The organism is Acinetobacter sp. 251-1, assembly GCF_030329305.1.
GTDB lineage: Bacteria > Pseudomonadota > Gammaproteobacteria > Pseudomonadales > Moraxellaceae > Acinetobacter > Acinetobacter piscicola_A.
In genome coordinates, this window is record NZ_JACANS010000003.1 from 45,667 (window position 1) to 67,458 (window position 21,792).

The window sequence follows — 21,792 nt, forward strand, 5'->3', positions numbered from 1 at the left end:
TTCAACAGGCTTAAATGTTTGCCCAATCTGTATCAGCTAAAACAGTTAAAGTTGAATGTTGTAGCAGTTCTGAGTTTTTTAAAGCTTGCCCATTCACTTTGAGATCAGGATCTAAATCCAACAAAGGAATCACTACAAAATCGCGCTCTAAAATACCAATATGTGGCACAGTGAGCCGCTCATTTATAATGTTTTTTTCAGCATAAAGCAAAAGATCTAAATCTAAAGTGCGTTCCCCCCAACGGCGTAAACGCACGCGCCCTGATTCATTTTCAAAGCGCTGTAAAGCATCTAACAATGCCAAAGGCGCTAAATCCGTCACCAATTGTGCAACAGCATTATGATAATTCGGCTGATCTTGCGGTCCCATCGGTGGACTTTGGTACAATTTCGAGACTTTCACTTGCCCAATAGTCGCAAGCTTTTGCACCGCTTCTTGTAAAATTTGCTGTGAGTCACCGAGGTTACTGCCTAAACCAATATACGTCAGCACACTCATTGTGTTGGTCCAAAAATCACTTGCGTCAAATCACGTTGTACACGTTTACGTTTTAAGATTGGATGATCAGGATGAATCGTATCCGCTTGATGAGAAGTGGCTTGTGTTACAGGTTTTTTCTCCTCAACACGTGCTTTACGACTACGACGATTGCGTGTTTCAACTTCTTTTACCAAAGGCTCAATTTGCGTTGAAACTTTGCTTTCTACAGACTCATCTGTTGTGGCTTTACGACGGTTTTTAGCACGTTGACGATTGTAACTGCTGATCGCACGTTCTTTCTCATCCAAAGACATATTTTGATAGGCTTCCCACCAACTGCCCATGCCTTGTGTTGCTGTATCGCCTGCCTTTTCACGCAATAACAAAAAGTCAAAACCCGCTCTAAAACGTGCATGCCCTGATAATGCTTCAATTTGCTGTGGCTTCGGATTCAACAAACGCGTTTGCATTTCCCACACTTCACGAATAAACGTTTCCGCAAAACGAGGAATAATAGTACGTGTCGCTTGGCGTTTTAGTACATCTAAACCTGCTTGCGCACGTGCTTCTGCTGCAACAATACCTTTGGCTTGGTACACATCACAACGTTGCAGGAAGTTTTCCCATAACAACACCGCATAGAAAAATGCAGGATTTATGGTTTTACCAATTTGGATACGCTGATCGGTATTTTTTGCAGCACGTTCCATAAATGGAGTGACTTCAGGGTTTAAATCGGCAAATAGCTGTTGCCAAATACCAAACTCGATCAACATCGGCATAACACGATTGAGATGCCCCATGGTGAATAATTTTTGTGACTCATCATATAAACGATGGGGTGATACATCGCGCAAAAGCTGAGTCATTTCAGGGGTGAATATATCTAAAATCGTCTGGTCAATATTAAAATTGAGCTTGGCTGCAAAACGTAAAGTACGCAACATCCGCACAGGGTCTTCTTCAAAACGCTGTGCAGGATCACCCAATAAACGTAAGGTTTTACTGTTTATATCCTCGACTGCATCACAAAAATCAAGCACGATACCTTTACGTGGTTGATAATATAAAGCATTGATCGAAAAATCTCGGCGAGCAAAATCTTGCTCGATCGTGCCCCAATTATTGTCGCGTAAAATCATCCCTGCGGCAGAGGTGATGGCTTTTTTCGGTGGTGCACGGAAAGTCGCAACTTCAATCAACTCACGCCCTGAATAGACATGTGCCAATTCAAAACGGCGACCAATAATACGACAACGACGTCCAAAGACTTCTTTAACTTGGGATGGTGTTGCATTGGTCACAGCATCGTAATCTTTTGGACTTTGTCCCAACATCAGATCACGAACGCCGCCACCGACGATATAAGCTTCATAGCCCGCTTTTGTTAAAGAATCAATAACATCTAAAATGGAAGAAGGTAATTGAGCGGTGGATAATCCACACTTTGACGCACGCAAAGTTTGCAAAAGACGCTGTCTCCTACGTCAGGACGTAAAAATAATAATTATGCTAATAATATCTCTAACACAATCAAAGGGCAATTTGATTCTCTCAATCTTGCCCGAAATAATCTATTGTCGAATACATACTGCACACAGTTCAACCACATATTTTTTCTTATAAAACAATCATCGTACGATTCTTTTCTAGCAATTTGGGACCAATTCCTTTGATATTTTGCAGCTCATCAATATTTTTAAATTTTCCATTTTGTTGTCTATATTCCAAAATGGCTTGGGCTTTCTTTTCACCTACCCCATTTAATTGCTGTAATTGCTGAACATTGGCTGTATTAATATTAATTTTTGCCCCCGATACAGCAGCGCCAGCACTGTTTGCTTGCTTCGATGTTTGATTATTACTCACCGTTGGCTTTCCTAAATAATAATTAGGGTCTTGCCTTTTAAGTTGCTCATCACGTGCTTGTTGTTTAGCTTTCCATTGCAAATAATTTTGGTCAAATTTTTCAGCATGCGTATGAGGCAACACACACATACTGAAAAATAATGCTAAAAACAAAAAAGCATTTTTAAATGGATATTCCTGATTGTTTTTCATACGCAGCCTGTTGTTTTAAATGTAATTTGGCTTGCTCCCATAGCTGATCTAATTGCGCTAAACTCATCTGCTCTAATCTTTTATTTTGTTGTAATACTTGATCTTCTATAAAAGCAAAACGTTTTTTAAACTTGTGAATGGTACTCAATAACGCCATTTCACTTGAGATCCCTAGTTTACGCCCAACATTGATTAATGAGAACAAACAATCACCAAATTCATCCATTATTTCGTCGGATTTTTTAGCGGCAACTGCTGCCTCTAACTCAGCCAACTCTTCTTTCACTTTGCCATAAGCTTCTGCTGCATCAGAAAAGTCAAAACCAATCTTTGCAACATTTTTTTGAATATTTTCCGCTTGAATCAAAGCTGGCGCATGTTTCACCTCATCCAAACGCGACTGTGTTTTACCTTGCTTTTCTTGCTGTTTAATTTGCTGCCAAAGCTGTGAAACTTCTTCTGCATTTAAATCATTAAATTTATCTTTCTCAAAAACATGTGGATGACGGCGAATCAATTTTTGACAAATTGCCTCAACCACATCATTAAAGTCAAATGCCCCTTGCTCACTGTACATTTGCGCTTGAAAAACGACTTGCAATAACAAGTCCCCCAACTCATCACATACATCATTGGCATGACCTGAGCGTACTGCGGACTCAACTTCATACGCTTCTTCGATGGCATATTGTGTTAAAGATTCTGGCGTTTGTTCACGATCCCAAGGGCATTCTTGACGCAACTGTTGCATGATGTTGAGTAACTTTTCCATAAAACGTCCTATAGATAACACAATAAAATCGATGACTACGCAGGCTTGTCAGCTAAAAGTATTTTATGTTCAACTGAACTAAGATCAATATTTTAAAACAAAAAGGATAGCCACATGCAGCAAAGTATTTTTATTAGTGGTGCAGCACAAGGCATTGGTGCTGCGATTGCTCGAACTTTTTATCAACAAGGCTATAAAGTGGGCATTTATGATATCAACGAAACTTTAGCACAACAGCTTGCACAACAACTCGGCAATAACGCCAAAGCTGGAAAACTTGATGTCAGCGATTATATACAATGGCAACATGCCTTAGACGAGTTTAGCACTTGGGCAGGTCAGCTCAATGTTTTAGTCAATAATGCAGGCATTTTATACTCTGGCGCATTTGAAAAAACCGAAATTCAAGCCCATCATCGCACCATTGACATTAATGTTAAAGGTGTTCTAAATGGCTGCCATGCTGCATTGCCTTTTTTAAAACAAGCAAATTTTGCACGTATTATCAACCTATCTTCAGCCTCTGCAATTTATGGTCAAGCCGACCTGATTTCCTATTCAGCCAGTAAATTTGCCGTACGTGGCATCACTGAAGGCTTAGATATTGAGTGGCAAAAATATGGCATTCGAGTCTTAGATGTCATGCCACTGTTTGTACAAACCACAATGGTAAAGGATATGGATGCAGGCACCATTCACAATATTGGTGTGAGTTTAAAACCACAAGATATTGCTGATGAAGTGTTAAGCTTAGTAAATTGCAAAGGTAACATGCTCACACCAACACATCATCCAATTGGTTTTAAAACCAAAGCCATGTATCAACTTTCAAATATCAGCCCACAAATTATCAATCGCCTAAGTAACATGTTATTAAGTCGAAAATAAAAATGAATATAATTTCAGCCAATAAAAAACCTGCGTTACGCAGGTTTTTTATCAGATCTACACTAGTTGCCTTGCACTAAGCGTCTTGCGCTAATAATACCGGGTTGTTGCTCTAAACGTGCCAACAAACGAGACAGTTGCGCCAAGCCTTTGACTTCAATCAAAAGCTTCATATTGGCAATGCCATCTGCTTCAGAAATGGTATTGACCTGACGAATATTAATTTGATCAGAGAAAATCACTTGGGTTAAATCTTTCAACAAACCACGTCGATCATAAGCTTCCACCACGATTTGCACACTTTGCCCACGTGTCGGCTGCATTTCCCAATCAGCTTCTACTGCACGATCAGGCTCTAAATTGATCATACGCATATAATCGGTACAGGTCACTTTATGAATGCTCACACCACGATTTAAAGTGATATAACCTGCAATCGACTCACCATGCACAGGCTGACAACATTGTGCGATATGCAGTTCAACATTATCCAAACCGTCAATCAAAATACCATGTGCTGACAAGGTATGACTTGCACGAGGGTTCAACGTCGGCTTTAACACCAGTTCAGGCTCATCCTGATCTAAGTGCATATGACGATTTACTTGGTTAATCATGGCATGTAGGCTAATGTCACCACTCACCAATGCCACTAAAATATCGTCCCCTGTTTTGACATTAAAATGATTACAATAATCATTTAAATCAATACTTTTCGGGTGAATCGCTAAACGAGAAAGTTCTTTATTTAAAATCTCTCGTCCAACTTCCAAGTTTTTACTGCGATCTTGCTGTCTAAACCAATGACGCAATTTGTCACGCGCTCGCGCAGTTTTGATATAACCTAAAGAATTTACCAACCAATCCCGATTTGGCTCACGATCTTTTTTGGTTAAAATTTCAACTTGCTCACCTGTTTTTAAGGTGTAAGTAAGTGGGACATAACGCTGATTCACACGTGCGGCATAGCACTTATTGCCCACTTCTGTATGTACGTGATAAGCAAAATCTAAGACGGTTGAACCACGTGGTAATTCTTTGATATCACCATCACGACTAAAGACATAAATTTTCTCAAAACCTTCAAAGTCTTGAATATGTTCAAAATCTTCAGTGTCATCTTCATTTGGATGCACATTGGTTTCATTGCGTTCTTGATAATGCTCAAGTACTGAACGCAAAGAATGCAACCGATGATTAAATGAATAATCTGTGGTTTTTGAACCTTCTTTATAATTGAAATGTGAACAAACACCTAGTTCAGCTTCTTCATGCATTTCTACAGTACGAATCTGAATTTCAAGCGATTTATTTTCAGCAATAACAGCCGTATGTAAGGAACGATAACCATTGGCTTTAGGATTAGTAATATAATCATCAAACTGATGCGGAATATGTCGCCAAATTTGATGCACAATACCCAAAGCGTGATAACATTCAGGAACCGATTTTACTAACACACGCACAGCGCGAATATCATAAAGTTGGTCAAAGCTCAGATTTTTACTCTTCATCTTACGATAAATAGAATAAATATGTTTTACACGCCCTGAAATTTCCGCATGAATATCATGTGCTGCCAATTCACTTTTAAGTTTTTCAACCACAAATTGAATATATTGTTCACGCTCTAAACGCTTTTCATTGAGCAATGATGCAATTTCTTTATAACGTTCAGGCGCTAAATAACGAAAGGCTAAATCTTCAAGTTCCCACTTTAACTGTGCAATCCCTAAACGATGCGCCAAAGGCGAATAAATGGTAAGAATTTCACGTGCAACACGTTCTTGACGCTCTCTAGGTGATTTTGCTAATTCACGTAAAGCATAAGTACGTTCAGCCAATTTAATTAATACAACCCGGACATCTTCGGTCACAGAAATCAGCATTTTATAAATACCAGACAAATGCTCACGTTGGTTATTATTAAAATGGTCTTCTAAACGTTTGTTTTTTTCGATCAGTTCAGAGAGTTTCCCCATTGCCAAAGTACCTTTGACAAGATTAAAAACATGCTCTCCAAACTTTTCTTGAATTTCTTCAAGGGTGGTAATACCTTCACGCACACTACGGTATAAAACAGCAGCAGATAAGGTATCTTCATCGACATGTAAATGCGCCAAAATATCAGCCATCCCAATTCCTGTTGCAAAGGTATTGGTTCGGCTATTTGCTATGGTCGCTAATTCTTTTTGTAAAACTAATTGAGCTACTTCTTGAAGCTGATCCAGCTCTGCACCGTCTAAAATTCCACGTACACGATCTAGCCAAGTCGCTAAAGCCTGTTGCGCTTCTACGGCATGTTCTACAGTCGCTTCCTCAGACAACTCATTTAGCTGTTCTGGAAGTTGTTCACGTACTGTGACCATACCCTTCTCCTGTGAATCTACAGTTCATTATAAATCGTTTATCTCAACATTTTTTTCAAATAAGGCAATGGATTCAACATGACCTGTATGTGTAAACATATCCATCACACCCGCCTTTTTCAGCTGATACCCATGTTGCACTAAAATCCCAGCATCCCTCGCAAGCGTTGCAGGGTCACAGGATACATAAACGATTTTTTTTGCACCAAACTTAGGTACATAATGCATGATTTGCTCCGCCCCCGCACGAGGTGGGTCTATTAATAATGCATCAAATCCTTGATTTGCCCAAGAATTTTGAGAAAAATCTTTTGTTAAATCTTGTGAGTAAAACGTAACATTAGTTATGCAATTTTTCAGTGCATTTTCTGTACCGCGCTTAACCATCTCGGGACTACCTTCAACAGCAATCACCGATCCAGTTTGCCCAACTTTTTTAGCGAGTGGTAAAGAAAAATTACCTAGACCGCAGAAAAGATCAAGCACACGCTCACCTTGTTTTAAATCAAGCAAATCACATGCCAATTTTACCATTTGTGGATTTACAGTAGGATTCACCTGCGTAAAATCTGTAGGTTTAAATGCAAAATGAATTGCAAAATCATTCAAACTATAATGTAAATGCATCGCCGCTTGAGCATCATCTACACGATGTAAGCTCTCATTCCCCGCAGGTTGAAAATACAGTTGCCACTGTTCCTCTAACGCAAATTGTTTTAATCGGTTGACATCTTGTGTCGATAAATCCGCTGTATGGCGAATTAATAATGCAATTTCCTGATCACCCTTTGCTAATTCTATATGACCAATATCGGCTTTGCCTGTAAGACTTTCGAGTAATACACGCAGTTTAGGTAAAGCTTTATCTAATTGTTGATCTAAAATCTTACACGTGTGGATATTAATCAATTGATTACTTTGCGACTCACGAAAGCCCATCAACAGTTTTTTCGTTTTTGCAATATAGCGCACACCAATGCGGGCTTTATGACGATAATCAACTTTAAGAGAACGAATAGGCGCTAGCCATTCTTTAGGCTCCAAACCTGCAAAATGTTTTAAATGCGATTTTAATACATCTTGTTTAAAACGGATTTGCTCATCAGGATGTAAATGCTGCAAGTTACAGCCGCCGCATGTGCCAAAATGTGGACATATCGGTTCGATCCGTTGCGGATGTGGTTCACTTAAAAGTTGTATCGTATCGGCTTCTTCAAGCTTAGACACTTGACGTGTAATTTGTACTTTGACTTTTTCACCTGGTAAAGCAAAACGAATAAAAACACTTTTGCCTTTTTTATCAGATGGATGACTTGGATCATCACCATAGCGTGCTATGCCTCGCCCCTCATGTGAAAGTCTCTCAACGTTAAAAATAGACTGTGGTCGTTGAGATGGACGAGGTTTAGCTCTATGTTTCAAAGGAATACCTAATTGGGAGTAGTGGGAAAATCTGTAGCGCTAAAAGCAGTTTTTTGTGCGCTTTCACGCCAAATCTGTACAAACTCAGCTTGCTGCGGTTGACCTTGTAAATAGTGAATCGTCGCTTGAATCCAAAGCTGATGATCTGCGAGTGAAATTTGACCTTTTAGTAAATTCCAACGCAAAAATATCAACCATGTATTTAAGACATCACCTTCACAATAACTGGTCAACTTGAGCCATTGTTTGGTTTTCACATATTCAGGAATAAAATAACCTGCAATACCTCGTTTACCAGGAAAACCCAATAAATGTGCAATATCATCTAATTTCTGAAAATGTCGACCATTAAACATTGCCATCACATCCATCAAGTCAACATGACGATGATGATAACGATTTTGGTAGTTATTATACCGTTTTTGTGTGTCAATCTCACCTTGATCGAACAAACTTGGTGCAGATAAACCATGATACATGGCACGGAACAAAATCACAGGTAAATCAAACTGCGAACCATTCCAACTGACCAAAGTAGGATGACGCTTATCAAAAATCGATAGAAATTTCTTTAAAATTTCTGCTTCAGAAAAATTTTCTTGGCTAAATGAAAACAGCTTCATCGAACCATTTTCATCAATCCATAAACCTGAAATACAGACAATTTCATGTAAAGGTAAGCGTTGAAAATCCGTCCCTGCTTCTTGACGGCGGATTTTCATTAATGCGTGCTCTAAATCTTCTGCAGGTAAATCCAACCCATACAAATGTGCACCCGACTGATGATCAGTCAATGTTTCAATATCAAAAACCAGTACGGGTAAACGCATAAATAAGATTTCCCTAAATGACATAGACTATTTTACACATTAACTCGCTTCTTTTCAGAGAATCAATGCAGATAGGCAAATAATTGCAAAGTCTAAATCTTTTAAAATTTAATCCTCAACAGAGAATAAACCTGTTGAAAGATAACGGTCGCCACGATCACACACGATACATACAATCACCGCATCAGGATTTTCTTCTGCAATTTTGATTGAAGCCCACACAGCTCCACCTGATGATGTTCCCGCACTGATCCCCTCTTTACGTGCTAAAGCACGTGCAGTTTTTTCAGCTTCAATTTGTGGAATATCCATAATGTGATCGACACGTGATGGATCAAAAATCGTAGGTAAATACTCTTGTGGCCAACGGCGAATCCCTGCAATATTTGAACCTTCAGACGGTTGTAAACCCACAATTTGAATGTCAGGATTTTGTTCTTTTAAATATTTTGAAATCCCCATGATGGTTCCCGTTGTTCCCATAGAACTCACGAAATGGGTGATTTTACCCCCTGTTTGTTGCCAGATTTCTGGACCTGTCGTGAGGTAATGTGCTTCAACATTATCAGGATTACCAAACTGATTTAAAACCAGACCTTGCCCTTCTCTTTCCATTTGTAATGCCATATCACGTGCTTCTTCCATGCTTGCTGCTTCAATCAGCTCAGCACCATATGCACGCATCGCATCTTTACGCTCTTGGCTCGATGCAGCTGGCATAATCAAACGCATGTTGTAACCACGCATTGCCGCAACCATCGCCAATGCAATTCCTGTATTCCCACTGGTCGCTTCAATCAAGGTATCACCCGGCTGAATTTGTCCACGTTTTTCAGCTTGCATAATCATATTGTATGCAGGACGATCTTTAACAGAACCCGCAGGATTATTGCCTTCAAGTTTTGCCAATACCGTTGCTTGAGTATGATTTGCCAAACGCTGCAAACGCACTAAAGGCGTTTTTCCGACATAATGGTCAAGTAGAAAATCATCAGCGAAGAAATCAGGTTGTGTGTTACTCATCATTTGCACCTATATTGAGGTGGCGATATTGTATGAAAAAATAAAACTTACTGCACAACTTTCCATTCATTTTTCAAAACACTATGCCTCTATTAAAGCGATTCTGTATATTTTTTACTTTCATAGCATTTAATATTTTATTTTTAAAATCATTGATATAAAATAATTGAAACTTTACTTAGCATTTAAAATAATAAGATTATCTATAAATCAGCAAAGTATATTTTCCAAATGCTAAGATTTTTAATCAGATTATCATGCAGGATGAATAAAGCATGTTAATATCATGCGCATGGTCAATGAGTTGCTGGAACCATGTCGAATTTCAATAAAAAACTCTTTAAACGTTTAAAACTCAATCATGCTTATGGGCAACTTATTGCATTAATTTTTGTACCGATCACTATTTTAGCGTGTGTTGGTGCACTCTTAGTGATCAAAGAGACTTCTTCCGCGACCAAATCCAATCAACGCTATGCTGCAATTGCGATTTTGAGCCGTTATCAAAATACTGCTGAACAGTTGATTCGCTTAATACAGAATGATCCCAAACAAAAAACCCATGCTGAAAATATTTTGCAGCATATGTTTAATGAAAAATATTTGATTCGTGCTGCAATCGTTCAGTCAAATAGCAAAGTATTGCTCAATGTTGGTTATCAAAGTCAGCAGTCTTGGCCAAAGCCCCCCACACAAGGTACTTTTGTCGGACCTCTTACAGCAAAGCATAACAATATTTACGCCACTCTTTTACACAATAATACGCAACAACCACCCGTTTGGCTCATGATTGAGTTGGACAATCAACCCTTAGAAATTGCCCACTATCGGGTCATGATCGTGTTGATTACTACAGGGCTATTTACTTTACTTTTATTATTACTGTGCTTAAATTTTTATTCTCGCCGTTGGATCGCACCAATGTACGAGATTCGTATGCAGTTACAACGTCTAAATGCCGACACGCTCGATCAGCACATGGTCATCAACAGTACAGGCGAGCTACGTCTACTACAACGTGACATTGCCAATGTGGTCAAACGTCTGCATTTTAGTTTCTTAGAATTAAAAGAACATACCGAACAAACTGAGGATGATTTAAGACGTACCTTAGATACACTCGAAGTGCAAAACATTACCTATAAACAGGCACGTGACCAAGCGATTTCATCCAATCAGGCAAAATCGGTCTTTTTAGCCAATATCAGTCATGAATTACGCACCCCATTAAACAGTATCGATGGCTTTATTCATTTATTGCTTCGACAAGATAATCTCAGCAATGACCAAAGCTTATACCTACAAACCATTCGTAAATCTTCGGCCCATTTATTGGCATTAATTAATGATGTACTCGACTTTTCCAAAATTGATGCCGGAAAATTAGAACTCGAAACTGCACCTTTTGATCTTGAAGAAGCAATTTTTGACGTCATGGATATGTTGTCACCTTTGGCTGCACAAAAGCAGATTGAAATGGCATTTTACTATGACGATACCGTTCCAAAACATGTCAATGGTGATATTTTACGCTTTAAGCAAATTCTGACCAATCTTATTTCCAATGCGATTAAATTCACCCCAGATGGCGAAATTATTGTACGTGTGCGTATGGAACATGATGATATTGGACAATGCTTATTGCACTTTAGTGTACAAGACAGCGGAATCGGTTTAAGTGGTACAGATCGTAAAAAACTATTTGAATCTTTCTCACAAGGTGATGCTTCTGTCACACGCCAGTTCGGTGGTACAGGTTTAGGACTTGCCATTTCCAAACAGCTTGTACATTTAATGCACGGGCAAATTGGTTTTGAAGACAATCAAGAACGTGCACCCACAGAAAAAGGCTCAACCTTTTGGTTTACCGCACAGTTTGATGTGGATGAACATGAGGAAATTATCCATCCTGTCTTTAAAGATATGCATGTCGTTTCCTTCCTCGCACATCCTGCAACTGCCAATGTGTTACGTCATTATTTAGAAGACTATCAAGTGACGCATATTGAAACACAGTCTATTTTAGACTTGTTTAGCAAGCTCAATAGCTTAGAGCGACTACCTGAAAACACATGGTTAATTGTTGATCATAGCGGTGATACAGAAGCATTATTAAAAGAAATTCGTGCACGTTATCAAGGTCATTTAGCAGTATATGGCTATCAAATGTCATTAGAGCCAAATATGCTCAATGAATATCGTGCTCGTCCATTGTATCAACCGCTCAGTCGTACAGGCGTCATTCAACTCCTCAGCAATCAGCCAATTTTTGAACCTGAGCAACACCAAGATTTTAAAGCACGTGATCTGCATGTCTTGGCAGTCGATGACCATTTGCCCAACTTAATTGTACTTGAAGCCTTGCTTGCTGAGCTCAATGTCAAAACCACCAAAGCGCAAAGTGGTCAAGAAGCATTAACCATCATCCAACAAGGTATTGAACAAGGCTTAAAACCACATGATCTCGTGTTTATGGACATTCAAATGCCTGTCATGTCAGGTATTGATACCACCCGTGCCATTCGTTCTTTAGAGTCAACTTTGGATGGCATGCGCATGCCGATCATTGCGCTCACTGCTCATGCACTGGCAGATGAAAAACAAAAACTTCTAAAAGTAGGTATGGATGACTATGTCACCAAACCCATTCAGATTGATCAATTGATTCAAATCTTAACGCAATGGACATCTGATAACTTTGTTCAATCACAACAAGCTACTGAAAATACGGTCTATGTCGATGCACTCGACCCCGATATCTTAGATTGGAAACAAAGTCTTTCTTTAGCAGCCAATAAAGAAGATTTAGCACAAGATTTACTCAAAATGTTAGTCGATAGCTTCCCAACAGAATTAGATGAAATTTCACAATTGATTGAACTTGAAGATTTCCCACAGCTTGAACATGTATTACATCGTTTATATGGTGCAACACGTTATGTAGGTACACCAAAATTACAACGCGCTACAGGTGAGTTTGAACAGTTTGTATCGACTTTAAGAAAAGAACGCCGTAAAGCCGATGAACCATTTATTCAAGAAACTTTGCAACGTTTAGACCATTTACAATTAGTCATTCATGAAGTGGAGTCAGCCGCGCAGCAAGTGCTCAGTAGCTAATCTGTAGATCAGAACTATTGAGGTATCACTAATGACTACTTTCTGTGACTGCACTGTCATGTTCCCATGACATGCACATGCTATGCTAAATGACAAATCAAGAAGAGTAAAAAACATGTCGCTATTACGCATTGAAAAACAAAATGGCATTGCTACGGTATATCTCAACCGCCCAGAAAAACGCAATGCAATGAGCTTTGCTTTACTACGAGAGTTGGTCATTACTGCCCAAAAGATTAAAAAAGATCGTAGTATCCGTGCCGTCATTTTAACAGGCGAAGCCAATGTATTTAGTGCAGGCATTGATCTTGCTGATTTAAACAGCCCCAAAAATACAGCTTTTGCTGCTTGGGAGTTGTTAAAACCAGGACAAAGTTTATTTCAAAAAGCCTTTCTCATTTGGCAAGAACTCCCAGTTCCTGTCATTGCAGCACTAGAAGGTTTTTGCTTTGGCGCAGGGATGCAATTGGCGCTTGCAGCAGATATTCGAATCGCTCATCCTGATACGAAAATGTCAATCATGGAAAGTCGTTGGGGCTTAGTGCCTGATATGGGATTATCTCGCTCAATCAAAGGCGTTATTGGCTTAGATTTAGCAAAAGAGTTGACTTTAACTGCGCGTATTTTTGATGGCAATTACGCCAAAGAGATCGGCTTAGTCACTCATACTGATCGAGCGCCGCTTACAAAAGCTCAAGCCATTGCTGAAGAAATGTTACAACGCTCACCGGATGCGCTTGCAGCAGCAAAACGCGTGCTCGATGCAATGGAGCATGAACCTAAAAAGTCATTGCGTTTAGAAAAAATTTGGCAATTGAAATTACTTTTAGGTAAGAACAGTCAAATTGCACGTAAAAAAGATAAAAACCCAGACGTGGAGTTTTTACCTCGCCAATTTAAATAATAGATATGTGAAATCATTTAAATTTACAGGGAATAGTTTGAGATCGTGAATATGAGTTTTGATCGTAATACTAAAATTGCATTTCTTGGAATGGGATTGATGGGCAGCCGCATGGCAACGCGTTTAGTCCAAGCTGGTTTTCAAGTAGCGATATGGAATCGAACTGCGAGTGCATGTGAAAGCTTGATTGACATGGGAGCACATGCTCTTCAACTCGACAATATTGCAGACTATCCTGTTATTTTAAGCTGCCTTGCCGATGATCATGCCGTACAAAATGTGTTTGATCTCATCGCACCACATCTCAAACCTCAACAGGTCATTGTGGATTTTTCGAGTTTATCTGTGGATAAAACGCTGACACTTGCGGATAAAGCACAGCAACTTAGTGTCACTTGGATTGACTCGCCTGTATCAGGTGGAACAGCAGGTGCAGAAAATGGCACTTTGGTCATTTTTGCTGGGGGAGATGCCGAAACCATTGAGCATTTAAGCTTAATCTACAATGTTCTTTCGCAACGTGTCACACGCATGGGTGACTCAGGAACAGGACAAGCCACTAAAATCTGTAATCAACTTATTGTTGCCGCAAACAGTACACTGATTGCTGAAGCGGTTGCACTTGCACAACAAGCAGGTGTAGATACCACACTACTTGCGCCTGCGCTCGCAGGTGGTTTTGCTGACTCAAAACCTTTTCAAATTTTAACGCCTCGCATGGCAGCACATCACTTTGAGCCTGTGCAATGGAAAGTACAGACATTATCAAAAGATTTAAATAATGCAGTTCACTTGGCTGAAAAATTCCAACTCGATATTCCTGTAGCAAAAAAAGCATTGTCGCAGTTGCAAGCACACCAAAACAATGGTTATGCTGATTCAGATTTAGCAAGTGTAATTAAACACGTTGAAAATCAGTAAAACATTGAAAATTAATAATATGATACATCATCATGGAGCAGATATATGAGTAAACTCGCAGTAAATCTTTCAATGATTTTTACTGAAGTTCCCTTAATTGAACGCTTTGCTTTAGCACATCAGCACGGCTTCCAACACATTGAAATTCAGTTTCCTTATGAGCTCAGCATTAGAGAAATTCAAAATCAACTTGATCAATATGACTTAAAACTCTGCTTGATCAATGTCCCTGCGGGCGACTTAATGCATGGCGGTAATGGTTTAGCAGGCATTCCTGGCAAAGAGCTTGAATTTCATCAAGCGCTATTAACAGCAATTGAATATGCCACTGCGCTGAATGTCCCCAGTGTAAATATTCTTGCAGGTAAACAACCTCTAGATGCAGATCTACTTCCCTGCCTCAACACCCTATCTAAAAACTTAAAGCTTGCATGTCACCTGTGTTCGGAACATCACATTCAGCCTGTTTTTGAAATGATTAATGGCACAGATATGCCACGCTTTTTAGTGCAAAATATTGCACAAGCCCAAGAAATGCTCGAAGCCGTACAACATCCTGCTTTAAAAATACAATACGATTGTTACCACATGGCAATGATGGGCGAAAATATTTTGCTGGCACTACAGGAAAATATAAACTGGATTGGGCATATTCAATTTGCTGACTGCCCAGGGCGACATGAACCCGATACAGCTCAGATAAATTATGCAGAAATTTTCACATGGCTTGGACAAAGTTCATACACAGGCTATATCGCCGCAGAATACAAACCACAAGTTTATTCCAATCAATCATTTGCATGGAAAAGAAAATATTTTACCGACAACCACCAAGCTTAAACTGGAAAAAATATCCACAAGTCTTATTGTATAAATTTGAATTTATTCGATAAAGGCGCTATATTAGAGGATGAGTAATTGTCTGGAAAATATATTTTACCATGAATTTAGAACCATCGCCCAGCGCTTCTAATTCTCTTGAACTTGCAATGAATTCTCACAAACAAGATGTACAAAATTGCTTAAAAGTTGTACATGAAGCCCTACTAGATGTAAAAGCAAAAGATATTCTTGAACTTGATGTAAGCAGCATTAGCAACGTAGCAGATGCTATCGTCATCGCAAGTGGTACATCAACACGTCATGTTAAAGCGCTTGCTGATAATGTTGCTGAAGAAGCACGTAAAGCTGGCTTCCGCCCGATCGGGGTAGAAGGTGAGCGTGATGCAGAATGGATCCTGATTGATTTAGGATTGGTTGTTGTACATGTCATGCTACCGACAGCTCGTAAATTTTATGATTTAGAAAGCTTATGGCGTGTAACTCCTGAAGTTGCCTAAAGCTCATTTATAAAATGAGAAACTTAAAAAGCGACGTATTTGTCGCTTTTTTTGTCACTATTATTTGATTTTTTGGGAATTTTTATAAAAAATTCATTTTGGATAACTGCTTAAAGACAAGATAACCTAGCCCGAAACTCCAAACAAAATTAACCAAAACACCAAAACTTTGAACAACAAAAGCTTCTGCTATAGAAAGTCCCATTGAACTTTCAACCATGGCAACTGCCAAAGTCCCCCACACACCACACATTCCATGTACTGCAATCACATCTCTAACATGTCGAGATGTTACTCGATGAATCAATGTTCGGGGTACATAAACGGTTAGTAAACCTGCTACTGCGCCAATCAGTGTTGCTGTGAAATAATCAACAAATCCACAGCTTGCAGTGATAGCTACCAATCCACCGAGTGCAGATTTAATTAATTCATTCCAAGAGATCATCCGACGATCAAATGCTGAAACTAAAATCAGGGGAGCAATGAAGGCTGTGAACAGCGCAATAAAAGCATTGCTCACAACTACACTAACATCGACTGGAATCGCAGTGATATAAACAACATTCAATCCTGACCACGCGAGCCAAAGAATAAAACCTGCAACTGCAAATGATAAAATTCGATAATCTTCAAAGATTAAATTCTTCTTCTTTTCTTCTTCTTTTCCAGCAGACTTCAATGTCAAATAACCTGCAAGAAGCACCCATGCTGCCGCAGAATGAACAACGGTAGAACCTGCAAAATCAATAAATCCAATATTTTTTAGCCAGCCACCACCCCATAAAATATTGCCCCAAACCCAACTACTAAAGAAAGGAAAAATAATTGCAGAAATGGTTAAACCCACTCCCCAACTCATGATAAGTGAACTTTTATTAGGAATAATTCGCCCTACAACTGTAGTAATTGTAGTTGCCATAAGTATATAGAAAAACAATAAATTCCTATGCCAACCAGAATAAAAATATGGCTTATCATTGGGGTGATCTATTACGCCAAAATGAATCCCCCCCACACACAATAAGCCAAAAAGCACAGCACCTAAAATTGAAGATAAATAACTGATCAACAGCGCAAAAATAGACTTAAGATTAAACTGGTATCCACCTTCAACTATAGCAAAACCAGCTTGAACAAAAATCACGAATACCCCACCAAAAAACAGTAATCGGTAGTCAGTTATGAGATTAAATGCAGCAATATCTTGATCTAAATTCGAAGCAAATACACAGCATGGGACAAGCAACATGAATAAAGCAAGATACTTAGCGTACTTCCAATTCAGCATGAATTCCTCTATCCCATTGTTTAAATGATATTTTATTTATTTTAAAAAAATCACAATTAATAATACGAATGTTACATAGTTATCAATTCTTTTGAATTATAAAGTGATTTTGTCTTTTAAAAAACAACTTTTCACGTTTTCTCATTTTTTATACTATTTATCAAACAGTAATTTTAATTAGATGTTTAAAGCAAATCATTTAAATTTATTGAACTTGCCTTACTGCATGTAATAAATATTATTTAAAACTTAGTCAAGCTTTTAATCCAGTTCCAAAATTTGAAATTCAATTAATGGCTAAATATCTCTTCAGTCACAATAAAAAACCACCCGAAGGTGGTTTGGAAAACTAAATCTGACTTTCTTGATATTGAATTTTTCGATTCGGTAATTGCTTACATAGATATAAACTGGCTAATAGACTACAAGTTGCAGCAAACATTAACCATGCTGCTGGCATACTCGGATCCGCTGTTTTTTCAATAATAAAAGTACTCATCATTGGCGTTACACCACCAAAGAGTGCGGTCGCCAAGCTAAATGCCAATGAAAAACCAACTGTTCGTACACGGGCTGGCATACATTCGGCCAAAGTCGCCACCATACTACCGTTGTACATGCCAAAAAAGAATGAAAAATACAGCAATACAATAAGCAAGTTGCCAAAACTAATATGGTTAACCAACCAGCTTAAGGCAGGATATGCGGTAAAAATTGCGAGAACACTAATTCCAACCAGAACAGGTCGACGCCCCACACGGTCAGAAATTGCACCACCGATAGGCAGCCAAATAAAATTAGATAATCCAACAATGACAGCAGCTAAAAGACTTTCACCTGTTGAAAGTTCAAGTGCACGCTTCGCATAAATAGGCGTATATACTGTAATAAAATAGAAAGTCGTCGTCGTCATTGCACTCATCAACATACCTGCAATCACAACTTTCCAATTACTGACCATGGTTTGGAAAATTTCTTTACCAGTAGGATGTGTTTTTTGTGCTTTAAATGCTTCAGTTTCTTCAAGGTTCCGACGTAAAAAGAAGATCAATGGAATAATGAGACAACCAACGAAAAATGGTATTCTCCAACCCCAATCACCAATTTGCGCTACAGTCAAAATTTGATTTAAACCAAAGCCTAAAATCGCCGCAGCAACCACAGCAACTTGTTGACTTGCAGATTGCCAACTGGTAATAAACCCACGGTTTTTATCTGTAGCAATTTCAGCAAGATATACTGATACCCCACCCATTTCCACACCAGCTGAAAAGCCTTGTAGCAAACGACCAATTACGACCAGGATGGGTGCAATAATGCCTATTTGCTCATAACCTGGAACAAATGTAATCAATATCGTACCGAGTGCCATCAAACTTAATGTAACAATCAATCCCTTACGTCGCCCAATTCGGTCTACATAAGCACCTAAAAAAATAGCACCGAGTGGCCGCATCAGAAAGCCTGCGGCAAACACGGTAAATGTCATCATCAAAGAGACATATTCATTATCCGAATGGAAAAATTTAGCTGCGATATACGTGGCGTAAAATCCGAATAAGAAAAAATCATATTGTTCTAAAAAATTACCACTCGTGACATTTAAAATTTTCCTTAAATTGCCACTGCTCTTGCTTCCTACAGACATAGCAAACCTCCCTGGCTATATTCCAAGCTGTAAATAAAATGCATAAACTTATGTATGAAATTAAGATTTAGTTTTTTTACTACGACGTTCTTCTACTGCGAACTTCAACAAGGCCGCACTGCGGTAAAAGCCATGGGCAAATTTGCCAAAAGGTATCGTCAGGAAAAAACTCATTACCGTTGCCAAATGTGCAATCAGCAATACGGCCATCCATGCACTATCTCGAAGTGCTAACAACCCAAGACCTGTCACACTAATCATCAGTAAAAGAAAAATGAAGCCACGATCCATTGGTTTTTGTTTTGCATCGCCATGCAACGGATCGCGTTTAATATTCAGATATAGCAAACCACTAGGACCAATAATTAAGCCCAAACCGCCTAATGTTCCTAAAATCACAGGAGCACTGCTTACAGGATATGGGGCGTGTATTCCCAATAAATAATGATATGCCGTTGCAACAATGGTGGCTAAAAAGCACAGTAAAAAACCATACATTGTAAAGTGGTGAAAACGACGGCGGATCAAGGTATAACGGTCATCTTGCTCATTACAGCCTTTACCATGCCCACCATCTAAATATTTCAATGTCAGTACATTTTTAGTGGCTTGTAAAATATCTGGTTGCTCAACACCACCAAGTACAACTTCTGAAGTTTGATTCCAGAACTTTCGAACGCCTAGCCCCAATAAAATAAAGGCAATAACAAAAACCGATCCAAAAAGTACTGCTAAAAAATTATGTGGGAAAATGGCGTAAAAGTTGCCTTGGTGTAAACCGAATAATTGATTTCCACGCATCAAAGATGCGGCCAGCATGAATAGAATTAGTGTAATCGTCAGCGCACTCACCAAAGTAATGCCGGCTTTTTGATATAGCTTGCCAAAGCTCACGGGTACTGCAAATTTTTGATAGGTTTCAAGGCGTACTTGAGCCATTGCTTGTGGAATATTGACCCCGAATTCATGCGGAGGAGCATATTGACAGGCATGTAGACATGCACCGCAGTTATGACAAAGATTGGCTAAATAATGTATATCTGCTTCATTAAATTCTAAACGCTTGGTCATTGCAGGGAAAACAGCACAAAAACTTTCACAATAACGACAGGCATTACAAATCTGCAGAGCTTGTTTGACCTGTTCTTCGCTGTCGGTAAGCTGAACGATTGGAATTAAATTTTTCGCTTGAACATTCATTTATACAGCCTCCTTATGCAAAGCACTTTTATTCAATGCTGCTAATGCTGCATTTTTCCCTGCGATTCGACCAAATGTCGTTCCTATCGACATCCCTACACCTGCGGTATAACCTTGCCCAAGCACATTGCCCGCCATCATTTCACCCGCGACATATAAATTTGGACTTGGAACATTGTTAAAGCGCACAGCGGCATCCTTTTCGACTTTCATTCCCAGATAAGTGAAAGTAATTCCTGGTCTCAAGGCATAGGCATAATATGGAGGTGAATCGAGTGGTACGGCCCAGTGGGTTTTTGCAGGGCTTAAATTTTCCGTATGACAGTTATCCAAAACCGTATGGTTAAATTCACCTTTGACACAAGACTGATTAAAATCTTGTACGGTTTTTTCTAATGTGTCTGGATCTAAGTCCATCAATACGGCTAATTCACGGATGCTGTTGGCTTTTTTACCTTCAAAAACGGGAGGCATAAAACGCCCAACAGATTTTGCGTCGATAATTGAAAAGCCAATTTGACCCGGTTGCTTCGCAACCAATCGCCCCCAAATTGCATAACGTTTTGGCCAAAAGTCTTCACCTTCATCATAAAAACGCTCTGCTTGGTTATTCACTACAATTCCAAGTGATACACAATCGATACGAGTGCAAATACCACCATCATACAGAGGAGCTCTTGCATCTACAGCAACACAATGCGATTGCGAAGGATCACCGATCACATCAGCGCCTTGATCAATCATAAATTTTAATAAATTACCTTGATTAAAGCGTGTCCCACGTATGATGAAATTATCTGCAGGCCATTCTCCACGCTCATTCTGTCCCCAAGCTTCACGAAGCCATTCTAAGTTTGATTCGAAACCACCTGCAGCAAGCACACATGCCTTGGCTTCATAACGCTGACCATTTTCCGCAATTGCAGCTTTAAACTGGCCATTCTGAATATCTAAACTCGCGATTTTAGTATCGTACTGAACCACAACCCCTTGATTTTGCGCACTGCGATAGTAAGCATTCACCAATGCTTTACCACCGCCCATAAAAAAAGCATTCGTCCTTGCGACATGCAAAGCACCTGATAATGGTGGTTGGAAATTCACACCTTGCTTTTTCATCCATTCACGGCATGTTTCAGTACTACGAATCACCAAGCGCGCTAACTCTTCGTTGGTCTTACCACCTGTGACTTTTAAAAGATCTTGCCAATATTCTTCTTCTGGATAAGCATCAACCAAAACATCCTGAGGCTGATTGTGCATACAACGTAAATTGCGCGTATGTTGAGAGTTTCCCCCACGCCACTCTTTCGGCGCAGCTTCCAACAATAAAACAGATGCGCCTTCCTCACGTGCCATAATTGCTGCACATAGCGCGGCATTACCGCCGCCAATAACAAGTACATCGTACATGTATTTCATCCTTTACTCTTTGCAGAGACTTTAAAGGATGATAGATATGTAGAGTGAGAGGCTGATGTAGATGGGGTATTTAATTATTTTAAAGACTTAAGCGGATCAT

The 21,792-nt window shown here is 39.2% G+C and carries 18 protein-coding genes; 6 read left to right on the plus strand and 12 right to left on the minus strand.

What is annotated here, in order from left to right; translation table 11 throughout:
- Positions 1-10: 10 nt before the first annotated feature.
- From folK to mazG, 4 genes are all read right to left on the minus strand, one after another.
- Positions 11-499: a 2-amino-4-hydroxy-6-hydroxymethyldihydropteridine diphosphokinase gene (gene folK / locus HX129_RS02800; protein WP_130072021.1), complete on the minus strand. Its 489-nt coding sequence runs from the start codon at positions 497-499 to the stop codon at positions 11-13.
- Positions 496-1,950, minus strand: coding sequence for a polynucleotide adenylyltransferase PcnB (gene pcnB, locus HX129_RS02805; RefSeq protein WP_130072022.1), 1,455 nt, complete (start codon positions 1,948-1,950; stop codon positions 496-498). Before pcnB ends, folK begins: the two co-directional genes overlap by 4 nt.
- A 151-nt stretch (positions 1,951-2,101) precedes the next feature.
- Positions 2,102-2,542, minus strand: a complete 441-nt coding sequence (locus tag HX129_RS02810; RefSeq protein ID WP_502872625.1) for a ComEA family DNA-binding protein — start codon at positions 2,540-2,542, stop codon at positions 2,102-2,104.
- Positions 2,514-3,314: a nucleoside triphosphate pyrophosphohydrolase gene (gene mazG / locus HX129_RS02815; protein WP_286433698.1), complete on the minus strand. Its 801-nt coding sequence runs from the start codon at positions 3,312-3,314 to the stop codon at positions 2,514-2,516. Before mazG ends, HX129_RS02810 begins: the two co-directional genes overlap by 29 nt.
- Positions 3,315-3,428: 114 nt before the next feature.
- Between mazG and HX129_RS02820 the strand changes: the two genes are divergently transcribed.
- A complete protein-coding gene (locus HX129_RS02820; RefSeq protein ID WP_286433697.1) occupies positions 3,429-4,202 on the plus strand; it encodes an SDR family oxidoreductase in 774 nt (257 codons plus the stop codon).
- Between the two features lie 62 nt (positions 4,203-4,264).
- Here HX129_RS02820 and HX129_RS02825 read toward each other — a convergent pair whose 3' ends face one another.
- From HX129_RS02825 to cysM, 4 genes are all read right to left on the minus strand, one after another.
- Positions 4,265-6,571, minus strand: coding sequence for a RelA/SpoT family protein (locus HX129_RS02825; RefSeq protein WP_130072025.1), 2,307 nt, complete (start codon positions 6,569-6,571; stop codon positions 4,265-4,267).
- Positions 6,572-6,598: 27 nt separating this feature from the next.
- On the minus strand, positions 6,599-7,993 hold the full coding sequence (gene rlmD, locus HX129_RS02830; RefSeq protein WP_174493713.1) for a 23S rRNA (uracil(1939)-C(5))-methyltransferase RlmD: 1,395 nt from the start codon (positions 7,991-7,993) through the stop codon (positions 6,599-6,601).
- A gap of 8 nt (positions 7,994-8,001) precedes the next feature.
- Entirely contained in the window at positions 8,002-8,823 is an 822-nt protein-coding gene (locus HX129_RS02835; protein WP_286433696.1) for a 3'-5' exonuclease, read from the minus strand.
- Between the two features lie 108 nt (positions 8,824-8,931).
- Positions 8,932-9,846 (minus strand): cysteine synthase CysM, encoded by a 915-nt coding sequence (gene cysM / locus HX129_RS02840; RefSeq protein ID WP_286433695.1) that lies wholly within the window; start codon positions 9,844-9,846, stop codon positions 8,932-8,934.
- 315 nt (positions 9,847-10,161) lie between these two features.
- Between cysM and HX129_RS02845 the strand changes: the two genes are divergently transcribed.
- From HX129_RS02845 to rsfS, 5 genes are all read left to right on the plus strand, one after another.
- The gene (locus tag HX129_RS02845) at positions 10,162-12,966 is read left to right on the plus strand and encodes a GacS-like sensor histidine kinase (RefSeq protein WP_286433694.1); all 2,805 of its coding nucleotides are present in this window, start codon (positions 10,162-10,164) and stop codon (positions 12,964-12,966) included.
- Between the two features lie 115 nt (positions 12,967-13,081).
- Positions 13,082-13,870 carry a crotonase/enoyl-CoA hydratase family protein gene (locus tag HX129_RS02850; protein ID WP_286433693.1) on the plus strand — a complete coding sequence of 263 codons (789 nt, stop codon included), beginning with the start codon at positions 13,082-13,084 and terminating at the stop codon, positions 13,868-13,870.
- Between the two features lie 51 nt (positions 13,871-13,921).
- Positions 13,922-14,791 (plus strand): NAD(P)-dependent oxidoreductase, encoded by an 870-nt coding sequence (locus tag HX129_RS02855; protein WP_174493715.1) that lies wholly within the window; start codon positions 13,922-13,924, stop codon positions 14,789-14,791.
- A 45-nt stretch (positions 14,792-14,836) separates the two neighbouring features.
- Positions 14,837-15,631 carry a hydroxypyruvate isomerase family protein gene (locus HX129_RS02860; RefSeq protein ID WP_174493716.1) on the plus strand — a complete coding sequence of 265 codons (795 nt, stop codon included), beginning with the start codon at positions 14,837-14,839 and terminating at the stop codon, positions 15,629-15,631.
- 101 nt (positions 15,632-15,732) lie between these two features.
- Positions 15,733-16,131: a ribosome silencing factor gene (rsfS, locus tag HX129_RS02865; protein ID WP_130072033.1), complete on the plus strand. Its 399-nt coding sequence runs from the start codon at positions 15,733-15,735 to the stop codon at positions 16,129-16,131.
- 82 nt (positions 16,132-16,213) lie between these two features.
- On the opposite strand, the gene HX129_RS02870 is transcribed toward rsfS, so the two are convergent.
- The 4 genes from HX129_RS02870 to tcuA form a co-directional block, all read right to left on the minus strand.
- On the minus strand, positions 16,214-17,422 hold the full coding sequence (locus HX129_RS02870) for an ammonium transporter (protein WP_174493717.1): 1,209 nt from the start codon (positions 17,420-17,422) through the stop codon (positions 16,214-16,216).
- 349 nt (positions 17,423-17,771) lie between these two features.
- Positions 17,772-19,070, minus strand: coding sequence for an MFS transporter (locus tag HX129_RS02875; protein ID WP_286433692.1), 1,299 nt, complete (start codon positions 19,068-19,070; stop codon positions 17,772-17,774).
- 60 nt (positions 19,071-19,130) lie between these two features.
- Positions 19,131-20,270 (minus strand): tricarballylate utilization 4Fe-4S protein TcuB, encoded by a 1,140-nt coding sequence (tcuB, locus tag HX129_RS02880; RefSeq protein WP_286435973.1) that lies wholly within the window; start codon positions 20,268-20,270, stop codon positions 19,131-19,133.
- Complete coding sequence (gene tcuA / locus HX129_RS02885) at positions 20,271-21,683, minus strand: FAD-dependent tricarballylate dehydrogenase TcuA (protein ID WP_286433690.1); 1,413 nt, start codon at positions 21,681-21,683, stop codon at positions 20,271-20,273.
- Positions 21,684-21,792: the final 109 nt, after the last annotated feature.

Excerpts from the sequence above, each read along its gene's own strand:
- folK (WP_130072021.1), bottom strand. The coding sequence starts at position 499 with ATGAGTGTGCTGACGTATATTGGTTTAGGCAGTAACCTCGGTGACTCA.
- HX129_RS02810 (WP_502872625.1), bottom strand. The coding sequence starts at position 2,542 with ATGAAAAACAATCAGGAATATCCATTTAAAAATGCTTTTTTGTTTTTA.
- mazG (WP_286433698.1), bottom strand. The coding sequence starts at position 3,314 with ATGGAAAAGTTACTCAACATCATGCAACAGTTGCGTCAAGAATGCCCT.
- HX129_RS02820 (WP_286433697.1), top strand. The coding sequence starts at position 3,429 with ATGCAGCAAAGTATTTTTATTAGTGGTGCAGCACAAGGCATTGGTGCT.
- HX129_RS02825 (WP_130072025.1), bottom strand. The coding sequence starts at position 6,571 with ATGGTCACAGTACGTGAACAACTTCCAGAACAGCTAAATGAGTTGTCT.
- HX129_RS02835 (WP_286433696.1), bottom strand. The coding sequence starts at position 8,823 with ATGCGTTTACCCGTACTGGTTTTTGATATTGAAACATTGACTGATCAT.
- cysM (WP_286433695.1), bottom strand. The coding sequence starts at position 9,846 with ATGAGTAACACACAACCTGATTTCTTCGCTGATGATTTTCTACTTGAC.
- HX129_RS02845 (WP_286433694.1), top strand. The coding sequence starts at position 10,162 with ATGTCGAATTTCAATAAAAAACTCTTTAAACGTTTAAAACTCAATCAT.
- HX129_RS02850 (WP_286433693.1), top strand. The coding sequence starts at position 13,082 with ATGTCGCTATTACGCATTGAAAAACAAAATGGCATTGCTACGGTATAT.
- HX129_RS02855 (WP_174493715.1), top strand. The coding sequence starts at position 13,922 with ATGAGTTTTGATCGTAATACTAAAATTGCATTTCTTGGAATGGGATTG.
- HX129_RS02860 (WP_174493716.1), top strand. The coding sequence starts at position 14,837 with ATGAGTAAACTCGCAGTAAATCTTTCAATGATTTTTACTGAAGTTCCC.
- rsfS (WP_130072033.1), top strand. The coding sequence starts at position 15,733 with ATGAATTTAGAACCATCGCCCAGCGCTTCTAATTCTCTTGAACTTGCA.
- HX129_RS02870 (WP_174493717.1), bottom strand. The coding sequence starts at position 17,422 with ATGCTGAATTGGAAGTACGCTAAGTATCTTGCTTTATTCATGTTGCTT.
- HX129_RS02875 (WP_286433692.1), bottom strand. The coding sequence starts at position 19,070 with ATGTCTGTAGGAAGCAAGAGCAGTGGCAATTTAAGGAAAATTTTAAAT.
- tcuB (WP_286435973.1), bottom strand. The coding sequence starts at position 20,270 with ATGAATGTTCAAGCGAAAAATTTAATTCCAATCGTTCAGCTTACCGAC.
- tcuA (WP_286433690.1), bottom strand. The coding sequence starts at position 21,683 with ATGTACGATGTACTTGTTATTGGCGGCGGTAATGCCGCGCTATGTGCA.